Source organism: Bradyrhizobium sp. Crot121, from assembly GCF_059512385.1.
The window spans coordinates 20,269-45,056 of sequence record NZ_JCAMOR010000057.1; the positions used below are offsets into that span (position 1 = coordinate 20,269).

Genomic DNA, 24,788 nt, shown 5'->3' on the forward strand with positions numbered 1-24,788 from the left:
AGCGGAATTGTAAACAATCGATTAATACCGGACTCGGCAATGACCATGGCTGCCGCGATCGAAGCACGAACGGCGGAGTTGGAAGCGTGGTCGAAAACAAGCCGCGTCGCCGGTATCGAGATCATTCGCGATCTCGAAGCCGTCGAACCGACATGGCGTGCCTTCGAAAAGCAATTCTGCACGCCGTACCAGCGCTTTGATTTTCTCGCCGCCTGGCAGCGGCAGGTCGGCGCACGCGAGGGCGTCGCCCCATTCATCGTGATCGGCCATGATGACGAACGCCGGCCGTTGTTCGTGCTGCCGCTGACGCTCGAAAGCGCGCTCGGCGTGCGCTGTGCTAAATTCATGGGCGGCAAGCATGCGACCTTCAACATGGCGCTGTGGGACCGCGACTTCGCCGCGGGCGCCACGGCCGCCGATCTCAGGACCATGGTGTCGGCGATCGCGGCACGCGGCGAGGCCGACGTGCTCGCCTTGCAGCAGCAGCCGCTCAACTGGCGCGATCTGCCCAACCCGCTGGCCCTGCTGCCGCACCAATCCTCGGTCAACGACTGTCCCGTGCTCGCCATCGAGCCCGGCGCCGACCGCACCACCCTCATCAGCAATTCGTTCCGGCGGCGATTGAAGGGCAAGGAACGCAAGCTGCAGCAGCTCGCCGGCTATCGCTATCAGATCGCCGCCACGGACGCCGATGTCACACGAGTCCTGAACTGGTTCTTCCGCGTCAAGCCGCAGCGCATGGCCGAACAAAAGCTGCCCAACGTCTTTGCCGAGCCGGGCGTCGAGGATTTCATCCGCTCCGCCTGCCTCACCGGGCTTCCCGGCGGCGGCCGCGTCATCGACATCCACGCGCTCGAATGCGACGACGAGGTGATCGCGATCTTCGCCGGCGTCGCCGACGGCCATCGCTTCTCGATGATGTTCAACACCTACACGATGTCTGCCAGCGCCAAGTTCAGCCCTGGCCTGATCCTGATGCGCAACATCATCGATCACTATGCCGCGCTGAACTACCGCGCCATCGACCTCGGCATCGGCTCGGATGAATACAAGCGGCTGTTCTGCAAGAGCGACGAGCCGATCTTCGACAGCTTCATTCCGCTCTCCTGGCGCGGCAGGCCAGCTGCAAGCGCCATGTCCGGCCTCGTCAGCGCCAAGCGGCTGGTCAAGCATAATCGCGCGCTGTTCGATCTCGCGCAAAACCTGCGCGGCATGTTCCGCTAGAGCGCGTTTTCGAGCGAAGTGGACACCGGTTCGCGTGAAGAAAACGCGTCAAGACTAGAATCTAGGGCAACGGTTCTGATCCAGTCAGAACCGGTGCCCTAGAGCTTCATCTATTACACCGACGTGCAGCTCATTGCGTGTGGGCCGTCGATTTGCCTGCCATCGACTTCGCGACCTCGCGAACGCACGCGACGAATATCTCGGCAGCCGGGCTCAACGTGCGGTTCTTCAGCGTTACAATGGCCGCCGACACAGCCGACGCTCGCGGCAGCTTGACCGGAAGTCTCTTCAGCGACAGATCGCGGCCGCTGAACTGCACAATCGAGCTTGGAAGCAAGGTGACGAAGCTCCCGGTCGCAGCGAGCCTGCAGCAGAGGTGAAGCGACAGCGTCGTGACCGGCGTGCGAGGCACGCTCAATCCGCTTTCGCGAAACAGATCAGCCGTGGCTGAGCCTGGGAAGGTGTCCGGCGGCGGCAGGATCCAGGCTTCATCGGCAAGATCGGCCAGGCTGACCTTGGAACATCGCGCCCATTTGCTTCGCTGCCCGACAACCACGACCCGCGGGTCACTCAGCACAGGCTCCACCGCCAGATCTTCCTCGGCGAACGGCGTCGGGATCCAGCCCAGCAACAGATCGATGCTCCGCTCGCGCAGTTCGCTGTAACGCGTGGTGCCAAGCACCATCTGCGCGACATTCAGGCGGATGCCTGGATGGCGCCGCGTGAAGCGATCGATGACTGCTGGAAGCAGGCCAGCCGCAACGCTTTCCGAACTACCGATGCGGAGCTGTCCGATGGTTGGATCGGCAAGAAATTCGAGTTCTTCCAGCCCTTGCATCAGCTCGTCGAAAATCGCTGTGCCGCGCTTGACGAGGGCGCGCCCATACGGCGTGGGGTCGATGCCGTTGCGGCCGCGGTCGAGAAGCCGAAGCCCGAGTGCATGCTCCATGTCGGCGATCGCTCTCGAGACCGCAGGCTGAGAAATCGCCAATTCTGCCGCGGCCTTTGCCATGCTGCCCCGTTGCGCCACGACGAGCAGGATATGGAGATCGCGCAGCTTGATGCGGCGCCGGGCTCGCTCAATGGATTGCATGTCCGATCCTTATCAAAACAGTTATGAAACCCTCACATACTAGCATTGGACGGATATGCCCGCCTCAAGCATCCTCTCGACCCAGTCGTTTCAGACGCGGAGGATCCGATGGCCTGGATGGTGATGACGCGCCGCGAAATGCTGGCAATGTCAGGCGCCGGCATTGCTTTCTCCGCCGCCGGTCTCGTGCCGCACAGCATCGCCGAGCCGAGCCTGAAGACCGCGCATATACTGACGGGCTTCACGCCCGGGCTTCCCGATGCCGTGGCGAGGCTCGTTGCCGATCAGATGAAGGATTATGCGGCGTCGATCGTGGTCGAGACCCGGCCAGGTGCGAGCGGACGGGTCGCGGTGGAGGCCGTGAAGGCGGCCGCTCCCGATGGATCCGTCCTTCTGCTGGCGCCGCTTGGCTTCTTGACGCTGTTTCCTCACGTCTACAAGACGCTCAGATACGAGCCGCGTGATTTTATTCCGGTCTCGACCGTCGCCTCATTCCCGACATTGCTGACGGTGGGTCCGAAGGTGCCGCGCGAGGTAAAGACGCTGGCTGAATTCATCACATGGTGCCGCGCCAATCCGACGCAGGCGACCTACGGCACGGCGGGTGCTGGATCGACGCTGCACTTCACCGGGGCGATGCTGGGCCGCACTGCGCGGTTCGAGTATCTCCATGTGCCCTATCAAGGCAGGGCCGCGATACAGGATCTCGTGAAAGGCGAGATCGCCTCGGCCATCATGCCGCTCGGCAGTTCCGTTGGCCTGGTCCAGTCCGGAGAGCTTCGTGCGCTGGCGACCACCGGTCCACGCCGCAGCGCGTTTCTTCCCGATGTGCCCACGATGGCCGAAGCCGGTTATCCCTCGCTTCAGGACCTTACATGGTTTGGGTTTTTCGTGCCGGCAAAGACCCCGGCGGTAACAGTCGAAAGGCTCAATGGCTCGATCCAGGCGGCCTTGCGCACCGACGAGGTCAAAGCCGGCATGGCAAAACAGTTCGTCGAGATCGACGCAATTCCCCTCGCCGACTTCGCCCGGCTCATCACATCCGAATCCGAGCGCTGGAAAGCGATCGTGCAGGCAACCGAGTTCACGCCGACCGATTGAAGGTCTCAGCTACCCTCGGGCGTCGTCAGGGCTATCGCATATAACTGTTTGGAGGCTGTGGACGATGCGGGCCTCGTGGTTCTCCGAGCGATGCGCAGCATCGTCTCGAGACGCGCCGCAAGCGGCGCTCCTCACCATGAGGGTCTAAGATTCCACCGCGAAATCAGACCTCATCCTGAGGAGCCGCGCAGCGGCGTCTCGAAGGATGGGCCGCGAAGGGATCGCCCACCAAGTTCTATTTCATATGCCACAGCCCTGCGGGCGCCGCTGGTCTACGCTGCGACCACGCGCGGGCCCGGCTCGACGGCGTCCGATGGCTCGCACGGCTTCGTCAGCATCGTCACTTCCGAGAAGCCAACCGCGGCAAGCTGCTCGCGCATCAGGCGGCGGGCATCGTCGGCCATCGAGGCGTCCGGCACCACGACGGCGCGGGCGTGCGCCGTCAACAGATCGGCCGGCAGGTCGGAAGCCGTGCCGGCATCGAGCAGCACGTGGTCGTAGACGCTGAGCAGCGCGTCGATCGCGAGCGTCAGCCGCGGCGACTGCAGTTGCGCGCGATCGAATCCGGGGCGGCCGGCACTGACCAGATTGACCCGCGACAGCCGGTCGCGCGTGATGATCTCCGAAAAGGTCGCCTGTCCCTGCATCAATTCGGCAAGCCCTGGCGCGCCGGGATCGGTCGAGACCGCCGCTATCGTCGGCGACGCCGCGGCAAGGTCGACGACGGCGACCTTGGCTTCGCGCGCCATCAGCCGCGCCAGCGTCAGCGTGCTCAGCGCGATGCTCTCGCTCGGGGCCGTCCCCAGCACCGTAACCTTGCGTGCGTCGGCGCCAGCCCGGCGCAGCTTCTCGGCGAGCTCTTCGATTTCTCCGATGGCAGTGGCGGCTTCAGGCTGCGGCGCGATGGATGCGGCCTCGACCTCGGGCTCGGGCCCCGCTGCCGGCTCCAGCTCCGGTTCCCGCTCGTCGTCGCTCTCGACGGCGGCAGCGCGAACCGGCGCCCGCGCCGTTATCGGCGGCACGACCGGTGCCGCGGCTGCGCGCGGCGCGGTCATGCGCAAGAGCTCGCCAGTCACGACCAAGCCCGAAGAAAGCAACAGCGTCGCCAGCGTCGCGATCAGCACGATCGGCAGCTTCTTCGGATAGGCCGGCGTATTGGAGACCGACGCGCGCGAAATGATGCGGCCATCGGACGGTCCTGCGTCAATGTTCTCGCGCGTATTGGCTTCGCGATATTTCGCCAGATAGGACTCAAGCAGGTCGCGCTGCGCCTTGGCTTCGCGCTCCAGCGCGCGGAGCTGGACGTCCTGGCCGTTGTAGGACGATGCCTGCTTCTTCAATTGATCGAGGCTCGCGCTCAGCGCCTCGACGCGGCCACCGGCAACGCGCGCGTCATTGTCCAGCGTGCGGGAGATCTTGCCCGCCTCCTCGCGCAACTGCCGATCGAGATCGGCAAGCTGCGCCTTCAATTCCTTGATGCGCGGATGATTGTCGAGCAGCGTCGAGGATTGCTCGGCGAGCTGCGCGCGCAGCGTCACCCGCTGCTCGCTGAGGCGGCGGATCAGTTCGGAATTGAACACTTCGGAAGCTTCGATCGGCTTGCCGCTCTGCAGCATCTCGCGGATCAGCCGCGCCTTGGTCTCGGCATCGGCCTTCAGTGCACGCGCATTATTGAGCTGCGTGTTGAGCTCGCCCATCTGCTGGTTGGACAGCGAGGTATTGTTGGTGCCGACGAACAGGCTCGACTTGGAACGAAAGTCCTCGACGCGGGATTCGGCGTCCGCGACTTTCTTCCGCAAATTCTCGATCTCGCCGGCCAGCCACTGGCTCGCCGTTCTCGCCTGCTCCTGCCGCGCATTCTGCTGCAGCACCAGATAGCCTTCGGCGATCGAGTTGGCGACCCGCGCGGCAAGCTCGGGATCGCGCGACTGGAATTCGACGACGACGACGCGCGACTTGTCGACCGCATAAGCCTGGAGCCGGTCATAATAGGCTTCCAGCACGCGCTCTTCCGGCGTCAGCGAGAACGGGTCGCGCCCAATGCCGAACAGCGCCAGCAGCGATTTCAGCGGCGAGAAGCCCTGCAGCACCGGATCGAATTCCGGCCGCTCGGCAAGCTTGTTCTTCTTGATGATCTCGCGCGCGAGGTCGCGCGACAGCAGGAGCTGCACCTGGCTGGTGACGGCCTCCGGATCGACGACGTTGCGCTCTTCGTTGCGCTCGCCGCTCGGCCGCAGGAACACGTTCTCGCGGCCGTCGATCAGGATGCGCGCTTCCGACTTGTAGCGCGGCGTCACCATATTGACCGCGGCAAGCGACAGCGTGAACGCCAGCACCGTCGGCACGATGATCCAGCTCCGCTTGCGCATCAGCGCCCGACCGAGCGCAGGCAGGTCGAGATCGCCTACGGGCGACGGGGCAACGGTCGCAGCCGACGCGGGCTTTGCAAGCGCGCGCTGGACCACGGCCCTGTCCTTTCCTGCACGCCAGAACGCAAAACGCATTGTTCACTCCCGCGGGGACGCCACTCAATCTGCTTCGGCCGGCGCGATTACACTCCATTAAGGTTGCCGCTGGGTTAATCGGCCCGCTTGACGAACAGCATGACGCACACGCCCGCGCGTCACGCTTTGTTAACCATGGGCGTCCTTAATCGGCCGCGATATTTTGTCGGGATTCCCAGAATGCGCCGCCTGCGCGCCGCTGTCTTTCGCCTGCTTTCGATGCTTGCGCGCGGCGCCTCAGCCGGCGATCGCATATTCATTAGCGGGCGTGGGCTGTGACCATGGATTCCGACCAGCCGCTCCGCATCCTGCATGTCGTGCGCGCCCCTGTCGGCGGGATCTTTCGTCATATCCTCGACGTCGCCAACGGACAGATCGAGCGTGGCCATCACGTCGGCATCGTCACGGACAGCATCACCGGCGGCGAGCGCGCCGCCACCGCGCTTGCGGAAATCGAGCCGCGCCTGAAACTCGGCGTCCGCCGTGTGGCCATTCGCCGCGAGCCGCGGTTTGCCGATGCGATGGTCTGGGCGCAGATCGCCGGCCTGATATGGAAATGGAAGCCGGACGTGCTGCATGGCCACGGCGCCAAGGCCGGCGCTTACGTCCGCCTGCGGCCGCACTCCAAGCAGACGATTCGCGTCTACACGCCGCATGGCGGCTCGCTGCACTACCCGCTCGATACGCTGAAAGGCAATTTCTACAGCCGGCTCGAGCGCGCGCTGATGAACAGCACCGACCTGTTCCTGTTCGAAAGCGCCTTCGCACGCGACACCTATCAACGCACGGTCGGCACGCCGACCAGCGGCGTGGTGCGCTGCGTGTTCAACGGCGTGACCGCGGAAGAGTTCGATGCGATCGATCGCACTGATGATGCCACCGACATCGTCTATGTCGGCGAGTTCAGGCACATCAAGGGGGCGGACCTCTTGATCGACGCCGTGGCGAAACTGCGCGCCGAAGGCAAGCCGGTGACGCTGACGCTTGCCGGCGACGGCGAGGAGTCGGAGAAGCTGAAGGCACAGGTCAAACAGCTTGCGCTTGGCGATGCCGCGCGCTTCATCGGCCATGTCAAAGCGCGCTACGGGTTCTCGAAAGGCAAGCTGCTGGTCGTTCCCTCTCGCGGCGACTCCATGCCCTATGTCGTGATCGAGGCTGCGGCCGCGGGGATCCCGATGGTAGCCGCCAATGTCGGCGGCATCCCCGAGATCTTCGGCCCGCACACGGATGCGCTGTTTGCACCGAGCAATGCTGCTGCTATGGCGGAAGCGATCAGTCGCGCGCTCGACGATCCCGCCGCGACATTGGCGCGCGCAACGGCGCTGCGCGAGCGCATCTTTGCGCATTTCTCGCAGAAGGCGATGGTCGAGGGCGTGCTCGCCGGCTATCGCGACGCGTTTGCCAATCGTTAACCACAAGTTACCCACGTAACCGTTTGTTCCGATTTCTCCCCTAATCCCTGACGCGGGGCAATTCCGCAGCGGCCTTTGCACCCCTATCTGCGGCCGCAAGAGCATGATCCGGAAAAGTGGGCACCGGTTTTCCGAAAAGATCATGCTCAAACAACGGACGTAACGACGTGGAACCGATTAACGCACGCTCGATGCTGGACGCGACAGCGACCGCCGGTGGCGGCCGTCCGCCGGTCGAACGGCGCCGCCGGCTATCGCCCGCCGCGCTCACCATCACCAATGAAAGGGTCCGCGGCGCCTATTCGCCGGTTGTCATCACCGGCATCGTTCGCCTCGTCGATTTCATCCTGCTGAGCCTGGTCGGCGTCGCGCTTTACCTCTGGTACGTGATGCCGCTCTCCGGCTTCCGCTGGGAATATGTCGCGGCGATCCTTGCCATGACGATATCGGCGGTGGTCTGCTTCCAGGCTGCCGATATCTACGAAATCCAGATGTTCCGCGGACAGTTGCGGCAGACGACGCGCATGATCTCGTCCTGGGCGATCGTGTTCCTGCTGTTCATCGGCGTGTCGTTCCTGGTCAAGCTCGGCGGCGAGATCTCGCGGGTATGGCTGACGGCATTCTTCTTCGTGGGTCTTGCCGCCCTGATCGCCGAGCGGCTGATCCTGCGCGGCCTGGTGCGGCGCTGGGCGCGCGACGGCCGGCTCGACCGCCGCACCGTGATCGTCGGCGCCGACGAGAACGGCGAGCAGCTCGTCGAAGCGCTCAAGGCGCAGTCCGACACCGACATCCGCGTGCTCGGCGTGTTCGACGACCGCAACGATGATCGCGCGATGGATAGCTGCGCCGGCAGCCCGAAGCTCGGCAAGGTCGACGACATCGTCGAGTTTGCCCGCCGCACCCGCGTCGACCTCGTGCTGTTCGCGCTGCCGATCTCGGCCGAGACCCGCATCCTGCAAATGTTGAAGAAGCTCTGGGTGCTGCCGGTCGATATCCGCCTGTCGACGCACACCAACAAACTGCGTTTCCGTCCCCGCTCCTATTCCTATCTCGGGAAGGTGCCGACGCTCGACGTGTTCGAGGCCCCGATCACCGACTGGGACCTGGTGATGAAATGGCTGTTCGACCGGATCGTGGGCGGCCTGATCCTGCTCGCCGCGCTGCCGGTGATGGGGCTGGTGGCGCTCGCGGTGAAGCTTGACAGTCCGGGCCCGGTGCTGTTCCGCCAGAAGCGCTTCGGCTTCAACAACGAGCGGATCGACGTCTACAAGTTCCGCTCGCTCTATCATCATCAGGCCGATCCCACCGCCTCGAAGGTCGTCACCAAGGACGATCCGCGCGTCACCCGCGTCGGCCGCTTCATCCGCAAGAGCAGCCTCGACGAATTGCCGCAGCTCTTCAACGTCGTGCTGAAAGGTAATCTCTCCCTGGTCGGCCCGCGCCCGCATGCGGTGCAGGGCAAATTGCAGAACCGCCTGTTCGATGAAGCCGTCGACGGTTATTTCGCCCGCCACCGCGTCAAGCCCGGCATCACCGGCTGGGCCCAGATCAACGGCTGGCGCGGTGAGGTCGACACCGACGAGAAGATCCAGAAGCGCGTCGAGTTCGACCTTTATTACATCGAGAACTGGTCGGTGCTGTTCGACCTCTACATCCTCCTGAAGACGCCGTTCTCGCTGCTGACCAAGAACGAGAACGCGTATTGAGGGCCGTCGGTTTGGTTGCGTGAGTTCGCAATGGCGTATGCGACGACAGCCGAGAGTTCATTTCCGCAAGCCGCGCCCGGCGTGCTGGCGCTGCAGCGCGCGATGGTGTGGCTGGCGGGCGCCTCCGGCGCGATCGTCTTCATCGAGCCGAGCCCCTACGAATTGGTCACGCTGACGGCGGTCATCATCTTCTTCGCCACCGGCCTGCGAATGCGGCTTGCCATCATGCCGCTGCTCATGATGCTCGTCGCGCTCAATGTCGGCTACAGCATCGGCGCCATCCCGGTCCTCGACAGGCCGGAGATCGCGACCTGGATCGCGACATCCTGGTACATGGCGGTCACCGTGGTGTTCTTCGCCATGGTTACTTCCGAAGATACCGAGGCGCGCCTCGATATGCTCCGGCGCGGCCTGGTCGTCGGCGGGATGATCGCGTCGCTCGCGGCGATCGGCGGCTATTTCCACCTCGTGCCCGGCGGCTACGACCTCCTGACCCTGTATGAGCGCGCGCGCGGCACCTTCAAGGACCCGAACGTGCTCGGCGCCTTCCTGATCCTGCCGGCGCTGTTCTCATTGCAAAGCGTCGTCTCCGCCCCTCCCGCCAAGGCTTTCCGCAACACCATCGCCTTCGGCATCATGTCGCTCGCGATCCTGCTCGCGTTCTCGCGCGCGGCCTGGGGCGGCCTCGTCATCACCGCGGCCTTCATGCTGGCGTCGATGGTCTTGACCAGCCGCTCGCAGACGGAACGCTCGCGCATCATCGTGATGGCGCTCGTGGCCATCGTCCTCGCGGTCGCGCTGGTCGCGATCCTGTTGTCGTTCGACTCGACCGCGCAGATGTTCAAGCAGCGCGCGAGCTTCGACCAGAGCTATGACGAAGGACGCTTCGGCCGGTTCGGGCGCCACATCCTTGGTGCCGAGATGGCGCTCGATCTGCCCTTCGGCATCGGGCCGCTGCAGTTCCGCAACTACTTCCCCGAAGACACCCACAATTCCTACCTGAACGCGTTCATGTCAGGCGGCTGGATCTCCGGCCTCGTCTATCCGGCGCTGGTCTTCGTTACCGTGATGACGGGCTTCCGCTATGTCTTCCTGCCCGTACCCTGGCAGCGGACTTATCTGGCAATCTTCTCGGCTTTCCTCGGCACCGTCGGCGAGAGCTTCATCATCGACACCGATCACTGGCGGCACTTCTGGATGATGCTTGGGGCGATGTGGGGCATGTATGTCGCTGCGGCGCACTACCGTCCCGCTATCGAGCCGGCACTCACCGCCGAGGCGGACGCCCGCGCTTCTTAGCCGGCTTCTCCTCGGGCGTATCGAGCAGCCCCTTGAGCTTCTCGGTCGCTTCCAGCACGGACTTGTAGCCCTCGTTGGCGAAGCGCAGCAGCAATTGCAGCTCAGCTTCCGAATAGGTGCTCCAGAGCCGGTGCATCGCCTCCTGCATCGGCAGGTAGTAGCGCCCAATTCTGGCAGCGTTCTCGGGCACAGTGACGATATAGACCTTGCGGCGATCGGTCTCATCACGCTCGCGGCGCACGAAGCCGGCTCTCTCCAGCCGGTCGACCACGCCCGTGATGGCGCCGGTGGTGAGCCCGGTGACCTCCGCAAGCCGGCCCGCCGTTACGCGGCCTTCGAGATTGAGGAAGTCGAGGCATTCGAGGTCGGAACCGGAAATTCCCGCCACATTGGCAACGGCTTGCCCGTACAGCACGCCCTGTGCGGAGGACCGCCGCATTGCCTCCTCCAGTTCCTGCATCAACGCCGCGCGCGGCTTCAACCTTGACAAGGCCTCTCCCATCTCTTAGTAAACATATATCTTATAAACTAAGACAATTAATTACTCACATTTCCTAACGCACGCAACCGAACGGAGCAAGCCATGCCGCGCCGTCCCCGCAAGGCCCTGATCATTGGCGGCGGCATCGCCGGCCCTGTCGCTGCGATCTTCCTCAAGCGTGCCGGCTATGACGTCGAAGTCTACGAGGGCTGGCCGCATTCGAGCGGCATCGGCGGCGGCCTGCAGATCGCGCCGAACGGCATGCAGGTGATGGCCGAACTCGGCCTCGCCGACGAACTGATCCGTCAGGGCTCGATCGCCGAATCCTTCGATTTTTATTCGCAATCGGGCCGGAAGCTCGGCTCGATCAACCGCGACATGGAGAAGCGCTTCGGGCAGCCGGCGGTGAATCTGCGTCGCGCCACACTGCAGGCGATCCTCTTCAACAAGGCCTGGTGCTCGAACGCCGAGCTCTATTTCGAGAAGCGCCTGGTCAAGATCATCGACCGCCCCGACCAGCCGATCGTCGCCTATTTCGCCGACGGCACGACCGCCGAGGGCGATTTCCTGATCGGCGCCGACGGCGTGCACTCGAGGGTGCGGCGCCATGTGGTGCCGGACGGGCCTGAGCCGTTCGACACCGGGCTGATCGGTTTCGGCGGCTTCGTGCCTCGTTCGGTGCTCGAAGGCAGATCGATCGGCGGGCGCGTCGAGACCACGTTCGGCCAAAGCGGCTTCTTCGGTTACGGCTTCTGCAGCGCCGATCCCGCCGACGGCGTGATGTGGTGGAGCACGCAGCCCTCGCACGGTGTCGACGCCGCCACGTTCCGTGCCATGGATCAGCCGGCGTTGAAGCAGCATTTAAGCGACTTCCATCAAGGGTGGCACGATCCGATCCCGCGCATCATCGAGGCCGCCGACAACATGGTGGTGACCGACACGCTCGATGTGGCAAGCTTGCCGACCTGGTCGCGCAAGCGCTCGCTCCTCATCGGCGACGCCGCGCATGCCACCAGCCCGCATGCCGGCCAGGGCGCTTCGCTGGCGCTGGAAGACGCGATGCGGCTCGGCAAGCTTATGCTCGACGGACAGGAACTCGGCCTCACCTTCCAGAATTTCGAGCACGAGCGCCGCCCGCGCGCGGAAAAAATCGTCGCGATCGCCCGCCGCAACGGCAACAGCAAGCGCGAATTCAGCGCCGCGGGCGCGTGGGTTCGTGATCAAGTGCTGAGTTTGCTGCTACCGGTGACGTCACGATGCATGGATTTCATGTACGTCTATGATCCGCGGGCGGCGTAGCTCGTAGGGTGGGCAAAGCGAAGCGTGCCACCTTTCTTGCACCGATCGTGGATGGTGGGCACGCTTCGCTTTGCCCACCCTACGATTCGCGGCTTCTACTTCTCCACCGCGAACGTCAGGCCGGCGTGATCGACCAGCCGCTTGATGAGCTTGTCCTTCATCGCAGCGCCCGGCGTCCAGATGCCGGCCGGAACGTCCGGCGCATCGCGCAACAGACAGATCGCGCATTCCGAGATCATCTTCGCTGTCGATCCATAGCCGGGATCGCGGTCGCCCTTCACCGACGCCCGCACCTGGCGGCCGTCCGGCACAATCGCCACGTAGAGGAGATCGTAGCGGCCGTTCTCGCGTTCTTCCTGCGAAGGCCCCTCACCCGGCTTTGGCGCGTTCGGACCGGTCTTCTCGGCGTTCGCGGCCATCACCAGCTTGGCGTTGGCTTCGCCTTTCTCACCGGCACCGGTCAGCACCATCTCGTCGTAGATGAATTCCTTGCCGTAGGGGAAACCCATCAGCATGTTCGAGCGATGGACGTTGCGCGTGTTGATCAGCGCCATCATGAACGGCGCCGCCCATGACTGCAGGTCTTCCTCGTAGGCCGGCCTGTTGCCTTGCGGTTGTTTGGGGCCTTTGAATCCGGGCGTCAGCGCAAAGGGATCCTTCAGAATGGCCACGAGGCTAAGATCCTTGGCAACAGCATCGAAGGTCGCCTTGGCGCTTGCCGCGGTGCCGCCCGAGAGCGTGCCGCTAAGGTCGCGCACGCGGCCCTTGACGCGCGATGCCGGCGTGCCGAACACGCGTTTCGCCTCCTCCTGTACGAAGAACGCGCCGAGCTCGAACGGCACGGAATCGAAGCCGCAGGAAAACACGATGCGCGCACCGCTCGCCTTCGCCGCAGCCTCGTGCTTGTCGATGATCTGCCGCATCCAGATCGGCTCACCGCAGAGATCGAAATAATCGACACCCGCCTCCACGCAAGCTGCGACTAGGTCGTTGCCATAGAGCTGATACGGGCCGACCGTGCTGATCACGGATTTGGTCTGACCAACCATGGCTTTCAGCGACGCGACGTCGCTTGAATCGGCGACGATCAGCGGCGTGTCCGCAGGCGCGCCAATGGCGTCGCGCACCGCAGCGAGCTTGTCCTTGCTGCGCCCGGACATCGCCCATTTCAGGCCGTCGCCCTTGTAATGCTCAGCGAGATATTCGGCGACGAGCTGGCCGGTGAAGCCGGTTGCGCCATAAACGACGATGTCGAACTTCGACAACATAGGATGACTTTCCCTGAAACGAACGATTGCCCCTTCTTGTCATTGCGAGCCAAGCGAAGCAATCCATTTCACCGCTTGTGGGGACATGGATGGCTTCGTCGCTGGCGTTCCTCGCAATGACGGCAGGAGTTCCTATTTCTTCGCATACGACACGCCCATGCCGGCACGTACGTCGGCCTGGATGCCGTAGGGCGCGATCGGATAGCGCAGGCCGTTCTTGGCGAGCTGTTTCATGCCGGCAATCGCCTTGGCGAGATCGGCCGGCGGCAGCGCCATCAGCATCTCCTCATCAGGCACGCCGCCATAGCGCCGCTCGGCAAAGCAAGGCAGCGACAGCGACGGCTCGCGCGTCTTCAGCGCCCGCCCCCAGGAATCCGCACAGGCGGTTTCGCCTACCACGCCCCATTCGAACTTCTTGTAGCCAGTATATTGCAGGCCGTTGATCAGGATGATCATCTGCCCCGGCGTCGCATAAACGAGGCAGATGTCAGGCGGATTGAGCCGGCCGCTCGCAAGCGGGCTTGCCACGAACGCCTTGTACTGGCCATAGGGCACCACATCCAGCGCCTCCTGGCGCCTGCGCGCATCTTCCGCCGTGCCGTGCCAGACGCCGACATAGGATTCGCCCGCCAGCCATTTCTCGTCCTGTGGCGCCAGCCCGATCACGGCGCGGCATTGCGCGCCGACGAGATCGTCGGCAGTGACGCCGACCGTCCAGCCGAGCCGCGAGGCCATGCTCACGATCTGGTCCGTGGTATGGACCGCGGTCGGGCGCCGGATCTTCGGGATCGCCATCATGTCCTCGACCCGCTCGAACAGCTTCAGGCCGATCACGGTCGTCTTCAGCCTGAGCAGGCTGTTGAGATCGGCCACCATGGTGGCCGGATCGAATTGTTCGGGCGGTGTCTGCTGTTGCATGGCGTAAGCTCCCGGCTTGTTTTGCCCGATCTTAGCCCGATCGACAGCCGGTTGCGACCCACGTTCCAGGGCGTCACGACGGCGGATAGACCAGTGATGCGCCGTCCTTGCGCGCCGCGGCGGTCATTCTGGCAATTTCAGCGCGCGCCGGTCCCATCAAGTGGAAGACATCTCGTCCATGGTGGAGAAGGTAATCGGCGACGAACCGTCGATGGCAACGCCACCAGACGGCTTCCGAACACATGATCGCGCACCTCCGCTCCAAACTCAATTGCTCCAGTTGCGACAACCCCTTGCGAAACTCGTCAGAGAGCGCGTAGTCCGCATAGTTGTGGAAGCTCTGGTTGATCCAGAAGCCATTGACTTCGGGTGGCACCGCTTTCGATTTTGGTCGTCGGCCGCCGAGTTCCTCGATCCAGATATAGCCGATCTGCCAAACCGAAAGCGCCTCAGGCAGCTTGTCGATATTGAACTGCGGGTTGGTTCGTGACCGCGGGAAGCTACGGATGTCGACGACCATCCCGATCGAACCGACGTTCAAGAGCTCGACGAATTCGGCGATGCTGCGCGTCGCGTGACCGACCGTGTAGATGGGATTGATTTCGATCGGCATCATGCAAATGGAGCGGATGGCGTTGCTTCACACGATGAAGATAGAGCGCTAAAATGCGTTTGGTAGTGGCTGTACGTCTGTCCGGACAAGGAGGCTGCGGATGGCTGAACGATTCAAGGTCGGCGATCGAGTCCGGTGGAACTCGGAAGCCGGGCATGTCAGCGGCACGATCATCCGGGTTCACATCAAGGATTTCAACTACAAAGGCCATACGCATCACGCTAGCCCGGAATCACCGCAGTACGAGATCAAGAGCAGCAAGACAGACCATATTGCCGCTCATAAGGGAGAGGCCCTTACCAAGCTGTCTGAGTAGGCGGCTTAACCTTGCGCTTATAATCTTGGCCCAGACGCCCGCTCGTCGGAAGCGAACGAAGCGATCGTAACAAGTGTGTAAGGACCGAAGTCATCCGGCAGGTCGCGCCGCGGCGCCCCGGATCGCAAGACCCAGAAGATAGCATTGAGGACACGACGTCGTTCACCCCTGGCACGCCGCGTAGCTTGTTCGGCGGCAGCGGCTTGAGTCTATTCATGGCCTAATTTGACATGTGTGCACTTGTGGACATACGCGAGACTTAAGCAGTAGTACGCCTTTAGCCATCACCGCACGGTCCTGTGGCATTTATCGGTGATGAGAACGCCCGTTGCGCTCCCGCCCCTCCCGGAACCGAGGAGCCGCCATGCAGCAGCGACGCCGTTTCAAACAAACTACATCTTTAGATCAGCGCTTGATCGACGAGGCTCAGCGCTTGCGAAAAGAGGCGCGAGGCACCCCGCACGGCGTCCAGCGCGAACGGCTTATCCGAAGAGCTCGTCAGGCCGAAACCGCCGCGCACATAAACGAGTGGCTCCGGTCACCCGGACTGAGGGCACCCACATAACCCATCCAGTCAGCTGTACGCCTGCACCATCGAGGACGAAAACCACATCCGGATCGTTGAGATCATCTGCGATGATGACGACGCGACCAAACCTCATGCGAAGCAGTTAGTGAGTGGACGCTATAGAGCTATGGCAGGAGGCGCACAACGAGTGGGCTGACTGTTGTCACCTGGACGTGCGGATCGGCACCGTTTTTGATCTCTGGGCGCGCTAGCTCAACGTTCGTTGGTCGGCGTTGCTACTAGATCTAAGTTCATGCGGGAAAATCCCTTAGTCGCGTTAGGAACGCTACACCGCAAGGCCTGTTGTTGTCTTTTCAGAAATGACCGTTGTGGTCGACCATTCTCTTGGAGCGTCAGATGAGTAACCGTAAACGAGCGATAGCGTCAAAGCCCGCCCGCGGCCCTAGAAAAGCCGCACGGGCCCAACGGAAAAAGCAGGCTATTGTTAGAAGCCCGAAAGACAACCTTCTGCACTCTGATGCCGCAGGCTCGACTGAACCGCCCAAGCTTCATGACGATTCAAAACAAAAGGCTCTCACCGTTGAGAATCGGGTGGCTACCTTACAAGATGCCTTCCATCAGACGATTAGGGACAAGAATCCAAAGGAAGGATTTGATCTTTCTTTAGTGACGGCAAACCTGCAGGCTTATCAAGCGCAGCTTCTGGAAATGGCACAAGCCAACATGCAATTTGCTTTTGAATTCGGCCAGAGGCTTGTGACGATCAGGTCACCATTCGAATTTTTCGCCGTCATTGCAGAATTTACAAGCAAGCAAATCGACATATTCCGGAAGTATTCGAAGGAGATGGCTGCGTATCCATTTTTGGGGCACGCGACCCCTTAGTGGTCGTGCGCACCGGCCGTGAGTCGTAGGGCGGGAGCGAATCCGTCAGGTCCCGGTTGTTCCGCCGATTCGAAGTACCCCGCCAGCGCGGACCATCGAAGGGTTGACCCGATGTCCAACGGAGACCGTGCTGCTGATCGTTTTGGCCGGACCTGTCGTTCTGATCCTCGGCAACATCGCGTTTAAGCAGACCGGCCGTACTCTCTTCTTCCGACACCAATCTCTTCTTCCGACACCAATCTCGCAGCTTGAGTGGACGAAGTCGGCTGCGCGTTCCGCTGGTTTACCGGTCGACTTCTTCCATAACGAACTGCGGCAGGACGCCTGCTCTGCACTGCACCCGCAGCGATAATAGCGGCCCAGTAGGGCTCCATTGGAAGGAACACGCGAAAAGTTCCTGCACCGGGGGTAGGATAATCAGGTTGCTGGGGAGAAACTATTTCAGTTTCTGAGCAGCGCTTTAACATTGATCACGGGCGAGCTGTTAAAGCTCGTGCTGGTAGAGCGTCTATTCAGTCTCACCCGAGACAAGTTAATGAAGATCCCGGCATTTGCCTGGGCCTATGCGAGGTTCCAGCAAGCCAAAGCGTGGTTAGAAGCCACGGAGGCTTGGCGAACCATACGGTCCTTGAGCAGGGCGGCCCGCAAGTACGCTGCACGTATGAAAGCAACGATATGGTGCCACTTCGCCACTTTTGAGGGCGATAGAAATCGGAGCTGAATCCCTGGGCCACAGCTCCACGACTTGTCCGCCTAATCCGCAGTTTTGGACCGGAGCTCGCGCGGACGATCACAGCCGGGCGATCACGTCCCTTGTGATCGTCGCGTGGTGGTTCTGATCGCCCTCGCACTTCTCTCAGCACCGTAAGGCTGCCCTGGTCGGTGGCCTTTTTCACATGTACGGCACCAGTTAACGTCTCCTATTGTGAAGAGTTTCGGATGCCGGCCGCTTGAGAGAGAGCGCGAAGAGTTTCGGATGCCGGCCGCTTGAGAGAGAGCGCCGCGTATTCGGCGGCCGGCGTCCGAAACCCGTCACACAAGCGGACGTCAAACAACCGTACTCCGGGGGTACTCAGTTTATGAGTACACGACCTAGCTAGCGGACTGGCCCCGGCAGCAACGTGTCGGTTCGGCCGACCGCGCGATAGGCGATCAGGCCCATCCATTCGCGCACCGCAAGATCGGTCCGTGACAATCCATCGAGTGCGGTGTTGGTGAACCAGAAGACGTCGTTGCCGGTCCCGACCCGCCAGTCGACGGGATAGGGCTCGACCGGAAATCCCACTTTCCGAAACAGCCCAATCGATCGCGGCATGTGAAATGCTGAAGTGACCAGTAGCCAGCGCTCGCCCGGTTTCGGGGCCACCAGCGCCTTGGAGAATTCGGCGTTCTCCCACGTGTTGCGCGATTGCCGTTCCATGGTCAGCCGCGATTTCGCGATGCCGAGGCCTTCGAATATCTCCGCCACGTAATCAGCTTCCTTGGCGTCATTGGAAATCAGGTTGGCGTTGCCGCCGGAAAACACGACACGGGCATTCGGATATTTTCGCGCGAGCGCGGCCGTGGCGATGATGCGATCGGCCGCGTTACGCACAATCGGCGTATTATGTGACGCCGAAACGTCGGAATCGACCGGGCCGCCAAGCACGATGATGCCATCGGGCGCGCCCTCCGCGGGATTCCACGGCGGAAAGCGCGCCTCGAGCGGATAGAGCAACAGGTTTCCAAGCGGCGAGAACCCGGCCACGACAAGCAGCACCATCACCGCGACCAAAAGCTTGCGGCCAAGCGCGGCAAACCGCGTCGCGAGCAGGATGGCCCCGAGCACGCCGATGCCAATCAGGAAATTGCCCGGCAGCAGCATGACGCCGAGCGTCTTCGACAGCACAAAAAACACCCGCGGTGGCCTCCGATCCGATCAACGGACAGCGCCATAGCACAAACCGACCGGCATTCCATCTCGCGCGGATACGCATGGTGCTGATCCGCTTCATGGCCGCGGCATCGGCTCATACAATAATTTCCGCCGGAAGTGATCCGGCAACGATTGATCTGACTGCAAAAGCCCATTCTAAATGCGATGCGCGTCACACGTTACATGCTCGCCCGAGAAATCCCATGACACACCATCATCTCCCTGCGAGCCCCGAGACCTGCCACTGGGGCTTCTTCGAAGCAAAACTCAAGCCGGTGCTCGCGATCAAGAGCGGCGACGAGGTCACCATCGACACCGTCAGCGGCGGCCCCGACGTGGTGCCCGACCGGACCAAATTTCACATTCCGCCGGAGCTTGCGGACATCCATGCGAGGTCCGAGCGGATGCTGCCGGGCCACATCCTCACCGGCCCGATCGCGGTCGAGGGCGCCGAGCCCGGCGATGTGCTGGAGGTCGATATCCTTGACGTCGGGCTGCGGCAGGATTGGGGCTACAACCTGATCAAGCCTCTCTCCGGCACCCTGCCCGATGATTTCCACGAGCCGCGCATCCTCAACATCCCGCTTGACCGCGAGCGCATGGTCGGCCGCCTGCCCTGGGGATTGGAGCTGCCGCTGAAACCGTTCTTCGGCGTGATGGGCGTGGCGCCGCCGCCGGCCTGGGGCCGCATCACCTCGCTGATCCCGCGCGCGATGGGCGGCAATCTCGACAACAAGGAGCTCGGACCGGGCGCCAAGCTCTATTTGCCGGTGTTCGTGCCCGGCGCGCTGTTCTCGTGCGGCGACGGCCATGGTGTACAGGGCGACGGCGAGGTCTGCGTCACCGCGATCGAGACCGCGCTGCAGGGCCGCTTCAAATTGACGCTGCGCAAGGACCTGCGGCTCAACTATCCCCGCGCCGAGACCGCCGATCACTACATGACGATGGCGATGGATTCCGACCTCGACCAATGCGTGGTGCGCGCGCTGCGCGACATGATCGCGCTGCTCGGAGAGAAGCGGAATCTGTCGCGCGAGGATGCGTACACGCTGTGTAGCCTCGCCGCCGATCTGCGGGTCACGCAGACCGTCAACGGTGCCAAAGGTATCCACTGCATGATCGCAAAGGCGGTCGCGCACGGCTGACCTGCCGCGGTCATTCCGGGGCGCACGAAAGTGCGAGCCCGGAATCGCCGGCGTGCTCTGTTTCGTGACCGCGAGATCTCCGGGTTCGATGCTAGGCTTCGCCCGGGAATGACCGATTGCCGCACTTGTGCTTCGCAAGCTGCGCTCGATACAATCGACCCGATACAATCGAATAACGAAAACAAAAACGACAGGGAGACACATGCTGAAAGAGAGGCTATCGCCGGCCGAAGAAGCCGCCCGCGAACAGGAAATGCGGCAGGAGCTTGCCGCCTGCCCGCGCATCCTCGATCTGATCGCCCGTGGCCCGCTCGGCGATCCCAATGCGGAGTGCGTCATCTATCTGCGCTCGCCCCTCGATCCCAATCCGGTCACCCTCTCGAACGATCAGCTCATGGGCTCGGTCAAGGCGGCGGAAAACTTCTTCCGTCGTGAGGGTATCGGCAAGGAGGATGCGGTCGCGATCCTGCTGCCGAGTTGCCCGGCCGCGATCGCCGCGATCTGGGGCGCGGCCGCCTGCGGCATCGCCGAGCCGCTCAATCTCCTGTTCACACGCGAGGCCATCATCGCCCAGCTCAATGCCATCAAGGCAAAACTGCTGCTGGCGCCGCCACCGGGCATACCGGGCGGGCTCTACGAGAAGATCGAGGGCCTGCAGGGCGACGTGCCGTCGCTGAAGCGCATCGTGATCGCGCCGCTCGACGGCACCATCTCGTTCGATGGTGAGGTGCTCAAGCCCGATCCGGCATGGCGCGACGATTACGGCCAGTCGAAGGATTTTTCCGAAGCCGACCGCGTCGCCGTGATGCTCCCGACCGGCGGCACCACCGGTCATCCCAAGGTGGCGCGGCTCACCAACCGCGCGATGGTCGCTTCCACCGTCTCGTCGCGGATGGCGCTCGACTTCCGAAAGGGCGAACGCTGCACGGTCACGCTGCCGCTGTTCCATGTCGGCGGCCTGTTCTGCACGGTTGCCAACAGCCTGTCGGCCGGCGCGACCATGTTCATCCCCGGCCCCGCCGGCGCGCGCGATCCGGCGCTGATCACGAATTTCTGGAAGATCGTCGAGAAGTACCGCGTCAACGTCAACGGCAATGTCCCGACCGCGCTTGGCGCCATCGCAGGCGTCCCGGTCGGCGACGCCGACATCTCGTCCCTGCGGGTGACCGCCACCGGCGCCTCGATCTGCCCGCTGGAGATCGAGCGCCGCTATCTTGCGGCCTGGGGCGGCCCCTGCATCCAGCAGCTCTACGGCATGACCGAGCTTGCCGGCGCCATCACCCATGACGTCCACGGCATCAAGCCGCGGCCCGAAGCCGTCGGCACCCGCAATCCGCTGGTCGAGCTTGCGATCCTCGCGGGCGGCAAGCTGCACACCGGCCCGTGGCCTTCGCCGGTCGGCGAACTCTTGACCCGCGGGCCGCAGGTGTTCGCGGGCTATGTCGACAAGAAGCAGACCGAAGACGCTTTCCACGACGGCTGGCTGCGCACCGGAGACATCTGCCGGATCGACGCCGACGGCTTCGTCTACATCATGGGCCGCGCGAAGGACGTGATCATCCGCGGCGGCCACAACATCGATCCGCGCTCGATCGAGGACGCGGCGCTGCAGTTTCCGGGCGTCGCGCTCGCCGCGGCGGTCGGCCGCCCCGACGCTTACGCGGGCGAGGTGCCGATGCTGTTCGTGTCGACCCAGCCCGGCGTCCAGGTCGATCCGCAGGCGCTTGCCGCGTTCGTCCAGGAGAACATCCCCGAGCCGCCGGCGCGGCCGCGCGCGGTCTCGGTGATCTCGGAAATGCCGGTGACGCCGGTCGGCAAAATCTTCAAGCCGAAGCTGCGCGAGATCGCCGCCGGAGACGCCGCGCGCGAATTGCTTGCCGCGGAAGGCCTCGCCAAGGAGGTGAACGTGGAAGCGATCACCGATCCGTCGCGCGGGCTTTATCTGCGCGTCAGCGCCGCGCCCGACAAGGCGGAGACGGCCGGCCGGTTGCTGCAGAAATTTCCCGTGAAAGTCGAGGTCGAGGCGTCCTAGAGCACGATCCGGAAAAGTGGAAACCGGTTTTCCGAAAAGGTCATGCTCAAACAAAGAGAGGAGATCATGATCCGATTCCGTCTAATCGGATCATGATCTACGCCTCATAGCTTCGATCGCAGCATCAGCCTGGCAACGAACATGACGCTGGTCTTTCCGACCAGCGCCGTTCCACTCACCTGCGCGGTGTCAGCCGAATAGAGACCGGTGAAGCCGCAGGTCACATCGCGCCCGCCGAACAACGGCAGGACGCCGGCAGACTTGGTGTGCTCGCTGGTGGTCAGCTCGCCGCGCCACTTGCCGTGATCGGCGCTGTAGGAGCCCGAGTAGTAGAAATACGAATCTCCGCCCGCGATCCTGCCGTCGTGCAGCACGATGACGCCGTTGGCGCGGCCCTGCCCGCCCTCGGTCATCTCGATCTCAATGGTGTAGAGCCCGTTCGTTACTGTCATTGCGCCCGAATTTCCGACCGCATCATCGTCGGCCTGGGTGACAGGAAGCAATCCCATAAATCGTGAAATCCTCGCGCGTTTCGCCGCGCCCTCGCCGCTTGGCTCTGGGCGCTGTACACGGGGCGCGCACGTTATCCCCAGAACACAATGTAATTTTCTCATTATTTTTCAATATGATATCGCGCGAAAAGCGAATCAGTTTGACTCACCGGTGCAAAACTAAATAGAGTCTGAATAGATACTTTTCTGTACAGGCGTAAAAGGCTAGCGTTTTGCCATGGCCACGGAGAAAGCCGAGACCGATCGCATTCCCGTCACTTTGGCGCTCTCGACCATCGCTTACATGGAGAAGCTGGTGAGACAGGGCACCCATGGCACCAGCGTCCCGGGAGTCGCCCGGACCTTGATCGAGGAAGGCATCCGCCTTGCGATCAAGGATGGGCTGTTGTCGATCCGCGACAACGGCAAGCCGTGAAGCGAGGCGTCAGACGGTCCGGCTGAAGGGTGGTCAAGCCAACCCGGAAACTTTCCGGCAACCTGGGACCATCGCCATGACCGCCATCCTATCGATCTGGACCCCCGAACGCGTCGAACAGCTCAAGCGCTGCTTCGATGCCGGACTGACCTGCCGCGAGATCGCGGTCGACATCGGCGTCAGCCGCAACGCCGTGATCGGCAAGCTCTCCCGCCTCAATTTGACACGGGAGCCGCGCGACGACGACGCCACACGACCGGCGCGTAAAGCCTCGCCCCGTGCGCCGCGCGCGAGGACAGTGCGGCATCAGATCCGGATGCTGCAGGCCGAATACGGCGAGGCGCCGCCGGAGGAGCCGATCGCGAACGGCCATTGCTGTTCGCTGCTCGAACTGGATGAGCAGCGCTGCCGCTGGCCGGTCGAAACCCCTGATGCCAGCGATTTCCGCTTCTGCGGCAACCGGCCGGTCGACGGCCTGCCCTATTGCGCCGGCCACGCCCGGCTCGCCTATCAGCCCAGCCCTCGTGCGCGAGTTGCGCGCGGCTAACCCAGCCGCCAGCCGACGTCCGCCTTGATGCGCTCGAGGAATTCCGGCGTGTAGGCCTGTTCCGGCGTCTGGCGGACGCGCTCGTCCAGCACATGGGCGTCCTCGCCGACCAGGATGCGCCAGCGATCGGCCTTGACGCCGTCGAGGATGATTTTGGCCGCGGCGGCCGCCGTGGTCGGCGCATCATCATGAAAGGTCCGCGCGCGATCGAGCGCGGCCTGCTGGATCTCCTGGTCCGACATCGCATCGACATCGATCCCTGCGCCCTTCATCCGCTGGCGCGCCTGCAGGATTTCCTGCTCGGTGAGCTGGTCGGATTCCGTGCCGATCTGCACTTTCCGCGAATTGGAGACGATCGAGGTGCCGATATGGCCGGGCATCACCACCGAGCACTTGATATGCGGCGCATTCAGCCTGAGGTCGTTCATCAGCGCCTCGGAGAATCCCTTCACCGCGAACTTCGCCGCGCTGTAGGCAGTGTGCGCCACGCCCATGCCGACGCTCGCCCAGAACCCGTTGACGCTGGAGGTGTTGACGATATGCCCCTCGTCCGCCTTCACCAGGAGCGGCAGGAAGGTGCGGACACCGAGATAGACGCCGCCCCAGCAGATGTTGAAGGTGCGCTCCCACTGCTCGCGCGTATTGGTGAACAGGCTGCCACCGCCGCCGATGCCGGCATTATTGAACAGCAAGTGGATCTTGTCGGTCGCCTGCTGCTCGATCACCTCGTCGCGAAAGCGCTTGAGATGATCCTCGATCGAGACGTCGGCAATATGGGTGGTGACGCGCAATCCCTGCGGCAGCTTCTCGGTTTCGCAGAGCCGCTTCGTCTCCGCCATCGCCTCCGCTGAGACGTCGCACATCGCGACATTGCAGCCCTCCGCCACGAGCTGACGCGCGAGCTCGCGTCCCATGCCCGTGCCACCGCCCGTGATCACGGCAATCTTCCCTGCAAATTCCTTCATTGGAGACGCTTCCCTGCTTCTTGTTGTTGGTTGATGCGTCCCATTCCACAAGGCGGGAAATCGACGCCCAGCGTTTGTTGTGCCGGTGACAGCGAGACTAGCGAATGTCAAAGCCGCGATCCAGTTGTGGCGCGTTCAGCTAGCCGCTACATCGCCTCGCGATCAGCCTCAGCCACGGCCCCGAGTGGAAGGCGCTCATCAGCACGTACATCGTGACCATTCCCGCGAACGGCGACGTGACTTGCGAGCAGAGCATATCGGGCGCGCCGCCGCCGACGACGGCGGTGAGCAACGCCATGACCGCGAAGGTCGGCGCGGCCGCAAGCGATAACCAATCGGCTGCCGACATCTTCGTTCTGACGCTCGAACGTTGCGACGGCGAAGCCTCGTTCGCCGCCTCAACGTCGAGCTTTGGGCAATGCGCCGTCATCGTCATTCCCTGTTCTCGATATCGCTGGTCGCGTGGCCCGGGCCGACGGTCAGCACCGTGACGACAGCCTCCGCCCACTCCACCGTGGCGGTGAGGAATGTTGGGGAAAGGATCGTCCAGTCGACCATGAGCCGATCTCCTCGCTGCGTACCGGTCTGTCACGGTGAGGTAGACTACGA

The 24,788-nt window shown here is 63.0% G+C and carries 24 protein-coding genes and 1 pseudogene; 13 read left to right on the top strand and 12 right to left on the bottom strand.

What is annotated here, in order from left to right; all coding sequences use genetic code 11:
* Positions 1-39: 39 nt before the first annotated feature.
* Complete coding sequence (locus tag AC5ZGW_RS33370) at positions 40-1,224, top strand: GNAT family N-acetyltransferase (RefSeq protein ID WP_130228803.1); 1,185 nt, start codon at positions 40-42, stop codon at positions 1,222-1,224.
* A gap of 130 nt (positions 1,225-1,354) precedes the next feature.
* Here AC5ZGW_RS33370 and AC5ZGW_RS33375 read toward each other — a convergent pair whose 3' ends face one another.
* On the bottom strand, positions 1,355-2,317 hold the full coding sequence (locus tag AC5ZGW_RS33375; protein WP_130228802.1) for a LysR family transcriptional regulator: 963 nt from the start codon (positions 2,315-2,317) through the stop codon (positions 1,355-1,357).
* A gap of 108 nt (positions 2,318-2,425) precedes the next feature.
* Here AC5ZGW_RS33375 and AC5ZGW_RS33380 point away from each other — a divergent pair, with 108 nt between their 5' ends.
* Positions 2,426-3,418 (top strand): Bug family tripartite tricarboxylate transporter substrate binding protein, encoded by a 993-nt coding sequence (locus tag AC5ZGW_RS33380; protein WP_130228801.1) that lies wholly within the window; start codon positions 2,426-2,428, stop codon positions 3,416-3,418.
* Between the two features lie 272 nt (positions 3,419-3,690).
* Here the strand turns inward: AC5ZGW_RS33380 and AC5ZGW_RS33385 are convergent, their stop codons facing one another.
* Positions 3,691-5,922 (bottom strand): GumC family protein, encoded by a 2,232-nt coding sequence (locus AC5ZGW_RS33385; protein WP_474419498.1) that lies wholly within the window; start codon positions 5,920-5,922, stop codon positions 3,691-3,693.
* Positions 5,923-6,203: 281 nt separating this feature from the next.
* Here AC5ZGW_RS33385 and AC5ZGW_RS33390 point away from each other — a divergent pair, with 281 nt between their 5' ends.
* From AC5ZGW_RS33390 to AC5ZGW_RS33400, 3 genes are all read left to right on the top strand, one after another.
* Positions 6,204-7,334 (top strand): glycosyltransferase family 4 protein, encoded by a 1,131-nt coding sequence (locus AC5ZGW_RS33390; RefSeq protein WP_130228422.1) that lies wholly within the window; start codon positions 6,204-6,206, stop codon positions 7,332-7,334.
* A gap of 167 nt (positions 7,335-7,501) precedes the next feature.
* Positions 7,502-9,040: an undecaprenyl-phosphate glucose phosphotransferase gene (locus AC5ZGW_RS33395; RefSeq protein WP_165435420.1), complete on the top strand. Its 1,539-nt coding sequence runs from the start codon at positions 7,502-7,504 to the stop codon at positions 9,038-9,040.
* A gap of 30 nt (positions 9,041-9,070) precedes the next feature.
* Positions 9,071-10,339, top strand: coding sequence for an O-antigen ligase family protein (locus AC5ZGW_RS33400; RefSeq protein ID WP_130228421.1), 1,269 nt, complete (start codon positions 9,071-9,073; stop codon positions 10,337-10,339).
* Here the strand turns inward: AC5ZGW_RS33400 and AC5ZGW_RS33405 are convergent.
* A complete protein-coding gene (locus tag AC5ZGW_RS33405; protein WP_245474924.1) occupies positions 10,308-10,799 on the bottom strand; it encodes a MarR family winged helix-turn-helix transcriptional regulator in 492 nt (163 codons plus the stop codon). The genes AC5ZGW_RS33400 and AC5ZGW_RS33405 overlap by 32 nt on opposite strands.
* A gap of 123 nt (positions 10,800-10,922) precedes the next feature.
* Between AC5ZGW_RS33405 and AC5ZGW_RS33410 the strand changes: the two genes are divergently transcribed.
* The gene (locus AC5ZGW_RS33410; RefSeq protein WP_130228419.1) at positions 10,923-12,119 is read left to right on the top strand and encodes an FAD-dependent oxidoreductase; all 1,197 of its coding nucleotides are present in this window, start codon (positions 10,923-10,925) and stop codon (positions 12,117-12,119) included.
* Between the two features lie 95 nt (positions 12,120-12,214).
* On the opposite strand, the gene AC5ZGW_RS33415 is transcribed toward AC5ZGW_RS33410, so the two are convergent.
* From AC5ZGW_RS33415 to AC5ZGW_RS33425, 3 genes are all read right to left on the bottom strand, one after another.
* Positions 12,215-13,387, bottom strand: coding sequence for a saccharopine dehydrogenase family protein (locus tag AC5ZGW_RS33415; RefSeq protein ID WP_130228418.1), 1,173 nt, complete (start codon positions 13,385-13,387; stop codon positions 12,215-12,217).
* Positions 13,388-13,519: 132 nt separating this feature from the next.
* Positions 13,520-14,305: a DUF169 domain-containing protein gene (locus AC5ZGW_RS33420; protein ID WP_130228417.1), complete on the bottom strand. Its 786-nt coding sequence runs from the start codon at positions 14,303-14,305 to the stop codon at positions 13,520-13,522.
* Between the two features lie 73 nt (positions 14,306-14,378).
* Positions 14,379-14,921 (bottom strand): DUF488 domain-containing protein, encoded by a 543-nt coding sequence (locus tag AC5ZGW_RS33425; protein WP_496114025.1) that lies wholly within the window; start codon positions 14,919-14,921, stop codon positions 14,379-14,381.
* A 97-nt stretch (positions 14,922-15,018) separates the two neighbouring features.
* Between AC5ZGW_RS33425 and AC5ZGW_RS33430 the strand changes: the two genes are divergently transcribed.
* Positions 15,019-15,234, top strand: coding sequence for a hypervirulence associated TUDOR domain-containing protein (locus AC5ZGW_RS33430; RefSeq protein WP_130228416.1), 216 nt, complete (start codon positions 15,019-15,021; stop codon positions 15,232-15,234).
* A gap of 12 nt (positions 15,235-15,246) precedes the next feature.
* Here the strand turns inward: AC5ZGW_RS33430 and AC5ZGW_RS33435 are convergent.
* A pseudogene (locus AC5ZGW_RS33435) lies at positions 15,247-15,451 on the bottom strand (transposase); the annotation flags it as partial.
* Between the two features lie 708 nt (positions 15,452-16,159).
* Here AC5ZGW_RS33435 and AC5ZGW_RS33440 point away from each other — a divergent pair.
* Positions 16,160-16,648 carry a phasin family protein gene (locus AC5ZGW_RS33440; protein ID WP_130228414.1) on the top strand — a complete coding sequence of 163 codons (489 nt, stop codon included), beginning with the start codon at positions 16,160-16,162 and terminating at the stop codon, positions 16,646-16,648.
* Positions 16,649-16,775: 127 nt separating this feature from the next.
* The gene (locus tag AC5ZGW_RS33445; protein ID WP_130228413.1) at positions 16,776-17,000 is read left to right on the top strand and encodes a hypothetical protein; all 225 of its coding nucleotides are present in this window, start codon (positions 16,776-16,778) and stop codon (positions 16,998-17,000) included.
* 744 nt (positions 17,001-17,744) lie between these two features.
* On the opposite strand, the gene AC5ZGW_RS33450 is transcribed toward AC5ZGW_RS33445, so the two are convergent.
* A complete protein-coding gene (locus tag AC5ZGW_RS33450; protein ID WP_130228412.1) occupies positions 17,745-18,545 on the bottom strand; it encodes a YdcF family protein in 801 nt (266 codons plus the stop codon).
* A gap of 221 nt (positions 18,546-18,766) precedes the next feature.
* Here AC5ZGW_RS33450 and AC5ZGW_RS33455 point away from each other — a divergent pair, with 221 nt between their 5' ends.
* Both AC5ZGW_RS33455 and AC5ZGW_RS33460 read left to right on the top strand, forming a co-directional pair.
* Positions 18,767-19,708, top strand: coding sequence for an acetamidase/formamidase family protein (locus AC5ZGW_RS33455; protein WP_130228411.1), 942 nt, complete (start codon positions 18,767-18,769; stop codon positions 19,706-19,708).
* 202 nt (positions 19,709-19,910) lie between these two features.
* Positions 19,911-21,740, top strand: a complete 1,830-nt coding sequence (locus tag AC5ZGW_RS33460; protein WP_130228410.1) for an AMP-binding protein — start codon at positions 19,911-19,913, stop codon at positions 21,738-21,740.
* A gap of 104 nt (positions 21,741-21,844) precedes the next feature.
* Here the strand turns inward: AC5ZGW_RS33460 and AC5ZGW_RS33465 are convergent, their stop codons facing one another.
* Complete coding sequence (locus AC5ZGW_RS33465) at positions 21,845-22,249, bottom strand: GrlR family regulatory protein (RefSeq protein ID WP_245474923.1); 405 nt, start codon at positions 22,247-22,249, stop codon at positions 21,845-21,847.
* A gap of 220 nt (positions 22,250-22,469) precedes the next feature.
* On the opposite strand from AC5ZGW_RS33465, the gene AC5ZGW_RS33470 reads away from it, so the two are divergent.
* Both AC5ZGW_RS33470 and AC5ZGW_RS33475 read left to right on the top strand, forming a co-directional pair.
* Complete coding sequence (locus tag AC5ZGW_RS33470; RefSeq protein WP_027580595.1) at positions 22,470-22,667, top strand: hypothetical protein; 198 nt, start codon at positions 22,470-22,472, stop codon at positions 22,665-22,667.
* A 76-nt stretch (positions 22,668-22,743) separates the two neighbouring features.
* The gene (locus AC5ZGW_RS33475; protein ID WP_028162868.1) at positions 22,744-23,214 is read left to right on the top strand and encodes a GcrA family cell cycle regulator; all 471 of its coding nucleotides are present in this window, start codon (positions 22,744-22,746) and stop codon (positions 23,212-23,214) included.
* Here the strand turns inward: AC5ZGW_RS33475 and AC5ZGW_RS33480 are convergent.
* The 3 genes from AC5ZGW_RS33480 to AC5ZGW_RS33490 form a co-directional block, all read right to left on the bottom strand.
* Positions 23,211-24,179 (bottom strand): SDR family oxidoreductase, encoded by a 969-nt coding sequence (locus tag AC5ZGW_RS33480; protein WP_028162869.1) that lies wholly within the window; start codon positions 24,177-24,179, stop codon positions 23,211-23,213. The two genes, AC5ZGW_RS33475 and AC5ZGW_RS33480, sit on opposite strands and share 4 nt — an antisense overlap.
* A 139-nt stretch (positions 24,180-24,318) precedes the next feature.
* Positions 24,319-24,615, bottom strand: coding sequence for a hypothetical protein (locus AC5ZGW_RS33485; RefSeq protein WP_474419497.1), 297 nt, complete (start codon positions 24,613-24,615; stop codon positions 24,319-24,321).
* Positions 24,612-24,737 (bottom strand): hypothetical protein, encoded by a 126-nt coding sequence (locus tag AC5ZGW_RS33490; RefSeq protein WP_283814853.1) that lies wholly within the window; start codon positions 24,735-24,737, stop codon positions 24,612-24,614. The genes AC5ZGW_RS33485 and AC5ZGW_RS33490 overlap by 4 nt, the downstream gene beginning before the upstream one ends.
* Between the last annotated feature and the right edge of the window lie 51 nt (positions 24,738-24,788).

Bases quoted from the DNA above. Each gene is read 5' to 3' on its own strand.
- AC5ZGW_RS33475 (WP_028162868.1), top strand. From the start codon at position 22,744: ATGACCGCCATCCTATCGATCTGGACCCCCGAACGCGTCGAACAGCTC.
- AC5ZGW_RS33405 (WP_245474924.1), bottom strand. From the start codon at position 10,799: ATGCAGGAACTGGAGGAGGCAATGCGGCGGTCCTCCGCACAGGGCGTG.
- AC5ZGW_RS33400 (WP_130228421.1), top strand. From the start codon at position 9,071: ATGGCGTATGCGACGACAGCCGAGAGTTCATTTCCGCAAGCCGCGCCC.
- AC5ZGW_RS33490 (WP_283814853.1), bottom strand. From the start codon at position 24,737: ATGGTCGACTGGACGATCCTTTCCCCAACATTCCTCACCGCCACGGTG.
- AC5ZGW_RS33410 (WP_130228419.1), top strand. From the start codon at position 10,923: ATGCCGCGCCGTCCCCGCAAGGCCCTGATCATTGGCGGCGGCATCGCC.
- AC5ZGW_RS33470 (WP_027580595.1), top strand. From the start codon at position 22,470: ATGGCCACGGAGAAAGCCGAGACCGATCGCATTCCCGTCACTTTGGCG.
- AC5ZGW_RS33420 (WP_130228417.1), bottom strand. From the start codon at position 14,305: ATGCAACAGCAGACACCGCCCGAACAATTCGATCCGGCCACCATGGTG.
- AC5ZGW_RS33375 (WP_130228802.1), bottom strand. From the start codon at position 2,317: ATGCAATCCATTGAGCGAGCCCGGCGCCGCATCAAGCTGCGCGATCTC.
- AC5ZGW_RS33390 (WP_130228422.1), top strand. From the start codon at position 6,204: ATGGATTCCGACCAGCCGCTCCGCATCCTGCATGTCGTGCGCGCCCCT.
- AC5ZGW_RS33480 (WP_028162869.1), bottom strand. From the start codon at position 24,179: ATGAAGGAATTTGCAGGGAAGATTGCCGTGATCACGGGCGGTGGCACG.
- AC5ZGW_RS33455 (WP_130228411.1), top strand. From the start codon at position 18,767: ATGACACACCATCATCTCCCTGCGAGCCCCGAGACCTGCCACTGGGGC.
- AC5ZGW_RS33485 (WP_474419497.1), bottom strand. From the start codon at position 24,615: ATGACGATGACGGCGCATTGCCCAAAGCTCGACGTTGAGGCGGCGAAC.
- AC5ZGW_RS33370 (WP_130228803.1), top strand. From the start codon at position 40: ATGACCATGGCTGCCGCGATCGAAGCACGAACGGCGGAGTTGGAAGCG.
- AC5ZGW_RS33460 (WP_130228410.1), top strand. From the start codon at position 19,911: ATGCTGAAAGAGAGGCTATCGCCGGCCGAAGAAGCCGCCCGCGAACAG.
- AC5ZGW_RS33425 (WP_496114025.1), bottom strand. From the start codon at position 14,921: ATGATGCCGATCGAAATCAATCCCATCTACACGGTCGGTCACGCGACG.
- AC5ZGW_RS33385 (WP_474419498.1), bottom strand. From the start codon at position 5,922: ATGCGTTTTGCGTTCTGGCGTGCAGGAAAGGACAGGGCCGTGGTCCAG.
- AC5ZGW_RS33415 (WP_130228418.1), bottom strand. From the start codon at position 13,387: ATGTTGTCGAAGTTCGACATCGTCGTTTATGGCGCAACCGGCTTCACC.
- AC5ZGW_RS33440 (WP_130228414.1), top strand. From the start codon at position 16,160: ATGAGTAACCGTAAACGAGCGATAGCGTCAAAGCCCGCCCGCGGCCCT.
- AC5ZGW_RS33380 (WP_130228801.1), top strand. From the start codon at position 2,426: ATGGCCTGGATGGTGATGACGCGCCGCGAAATGCTGGCAATGTCAGGC.
- AC5ZGW_RS33465 (WP_245474923.1), bottom strand. From the start codon at position 22,249: ATGGGATTGCTTCCTGTCACCCAGGCCGACGATGATGCGGTCGGAAAT.
- AC5ZGW_RS33430 (WP_130228416.1), top strand. From the start codon at position 15,019: ATGGCTGAACGATTCAAGGTCGGCGATCGAGTCCGGTGGAACTCGGAA.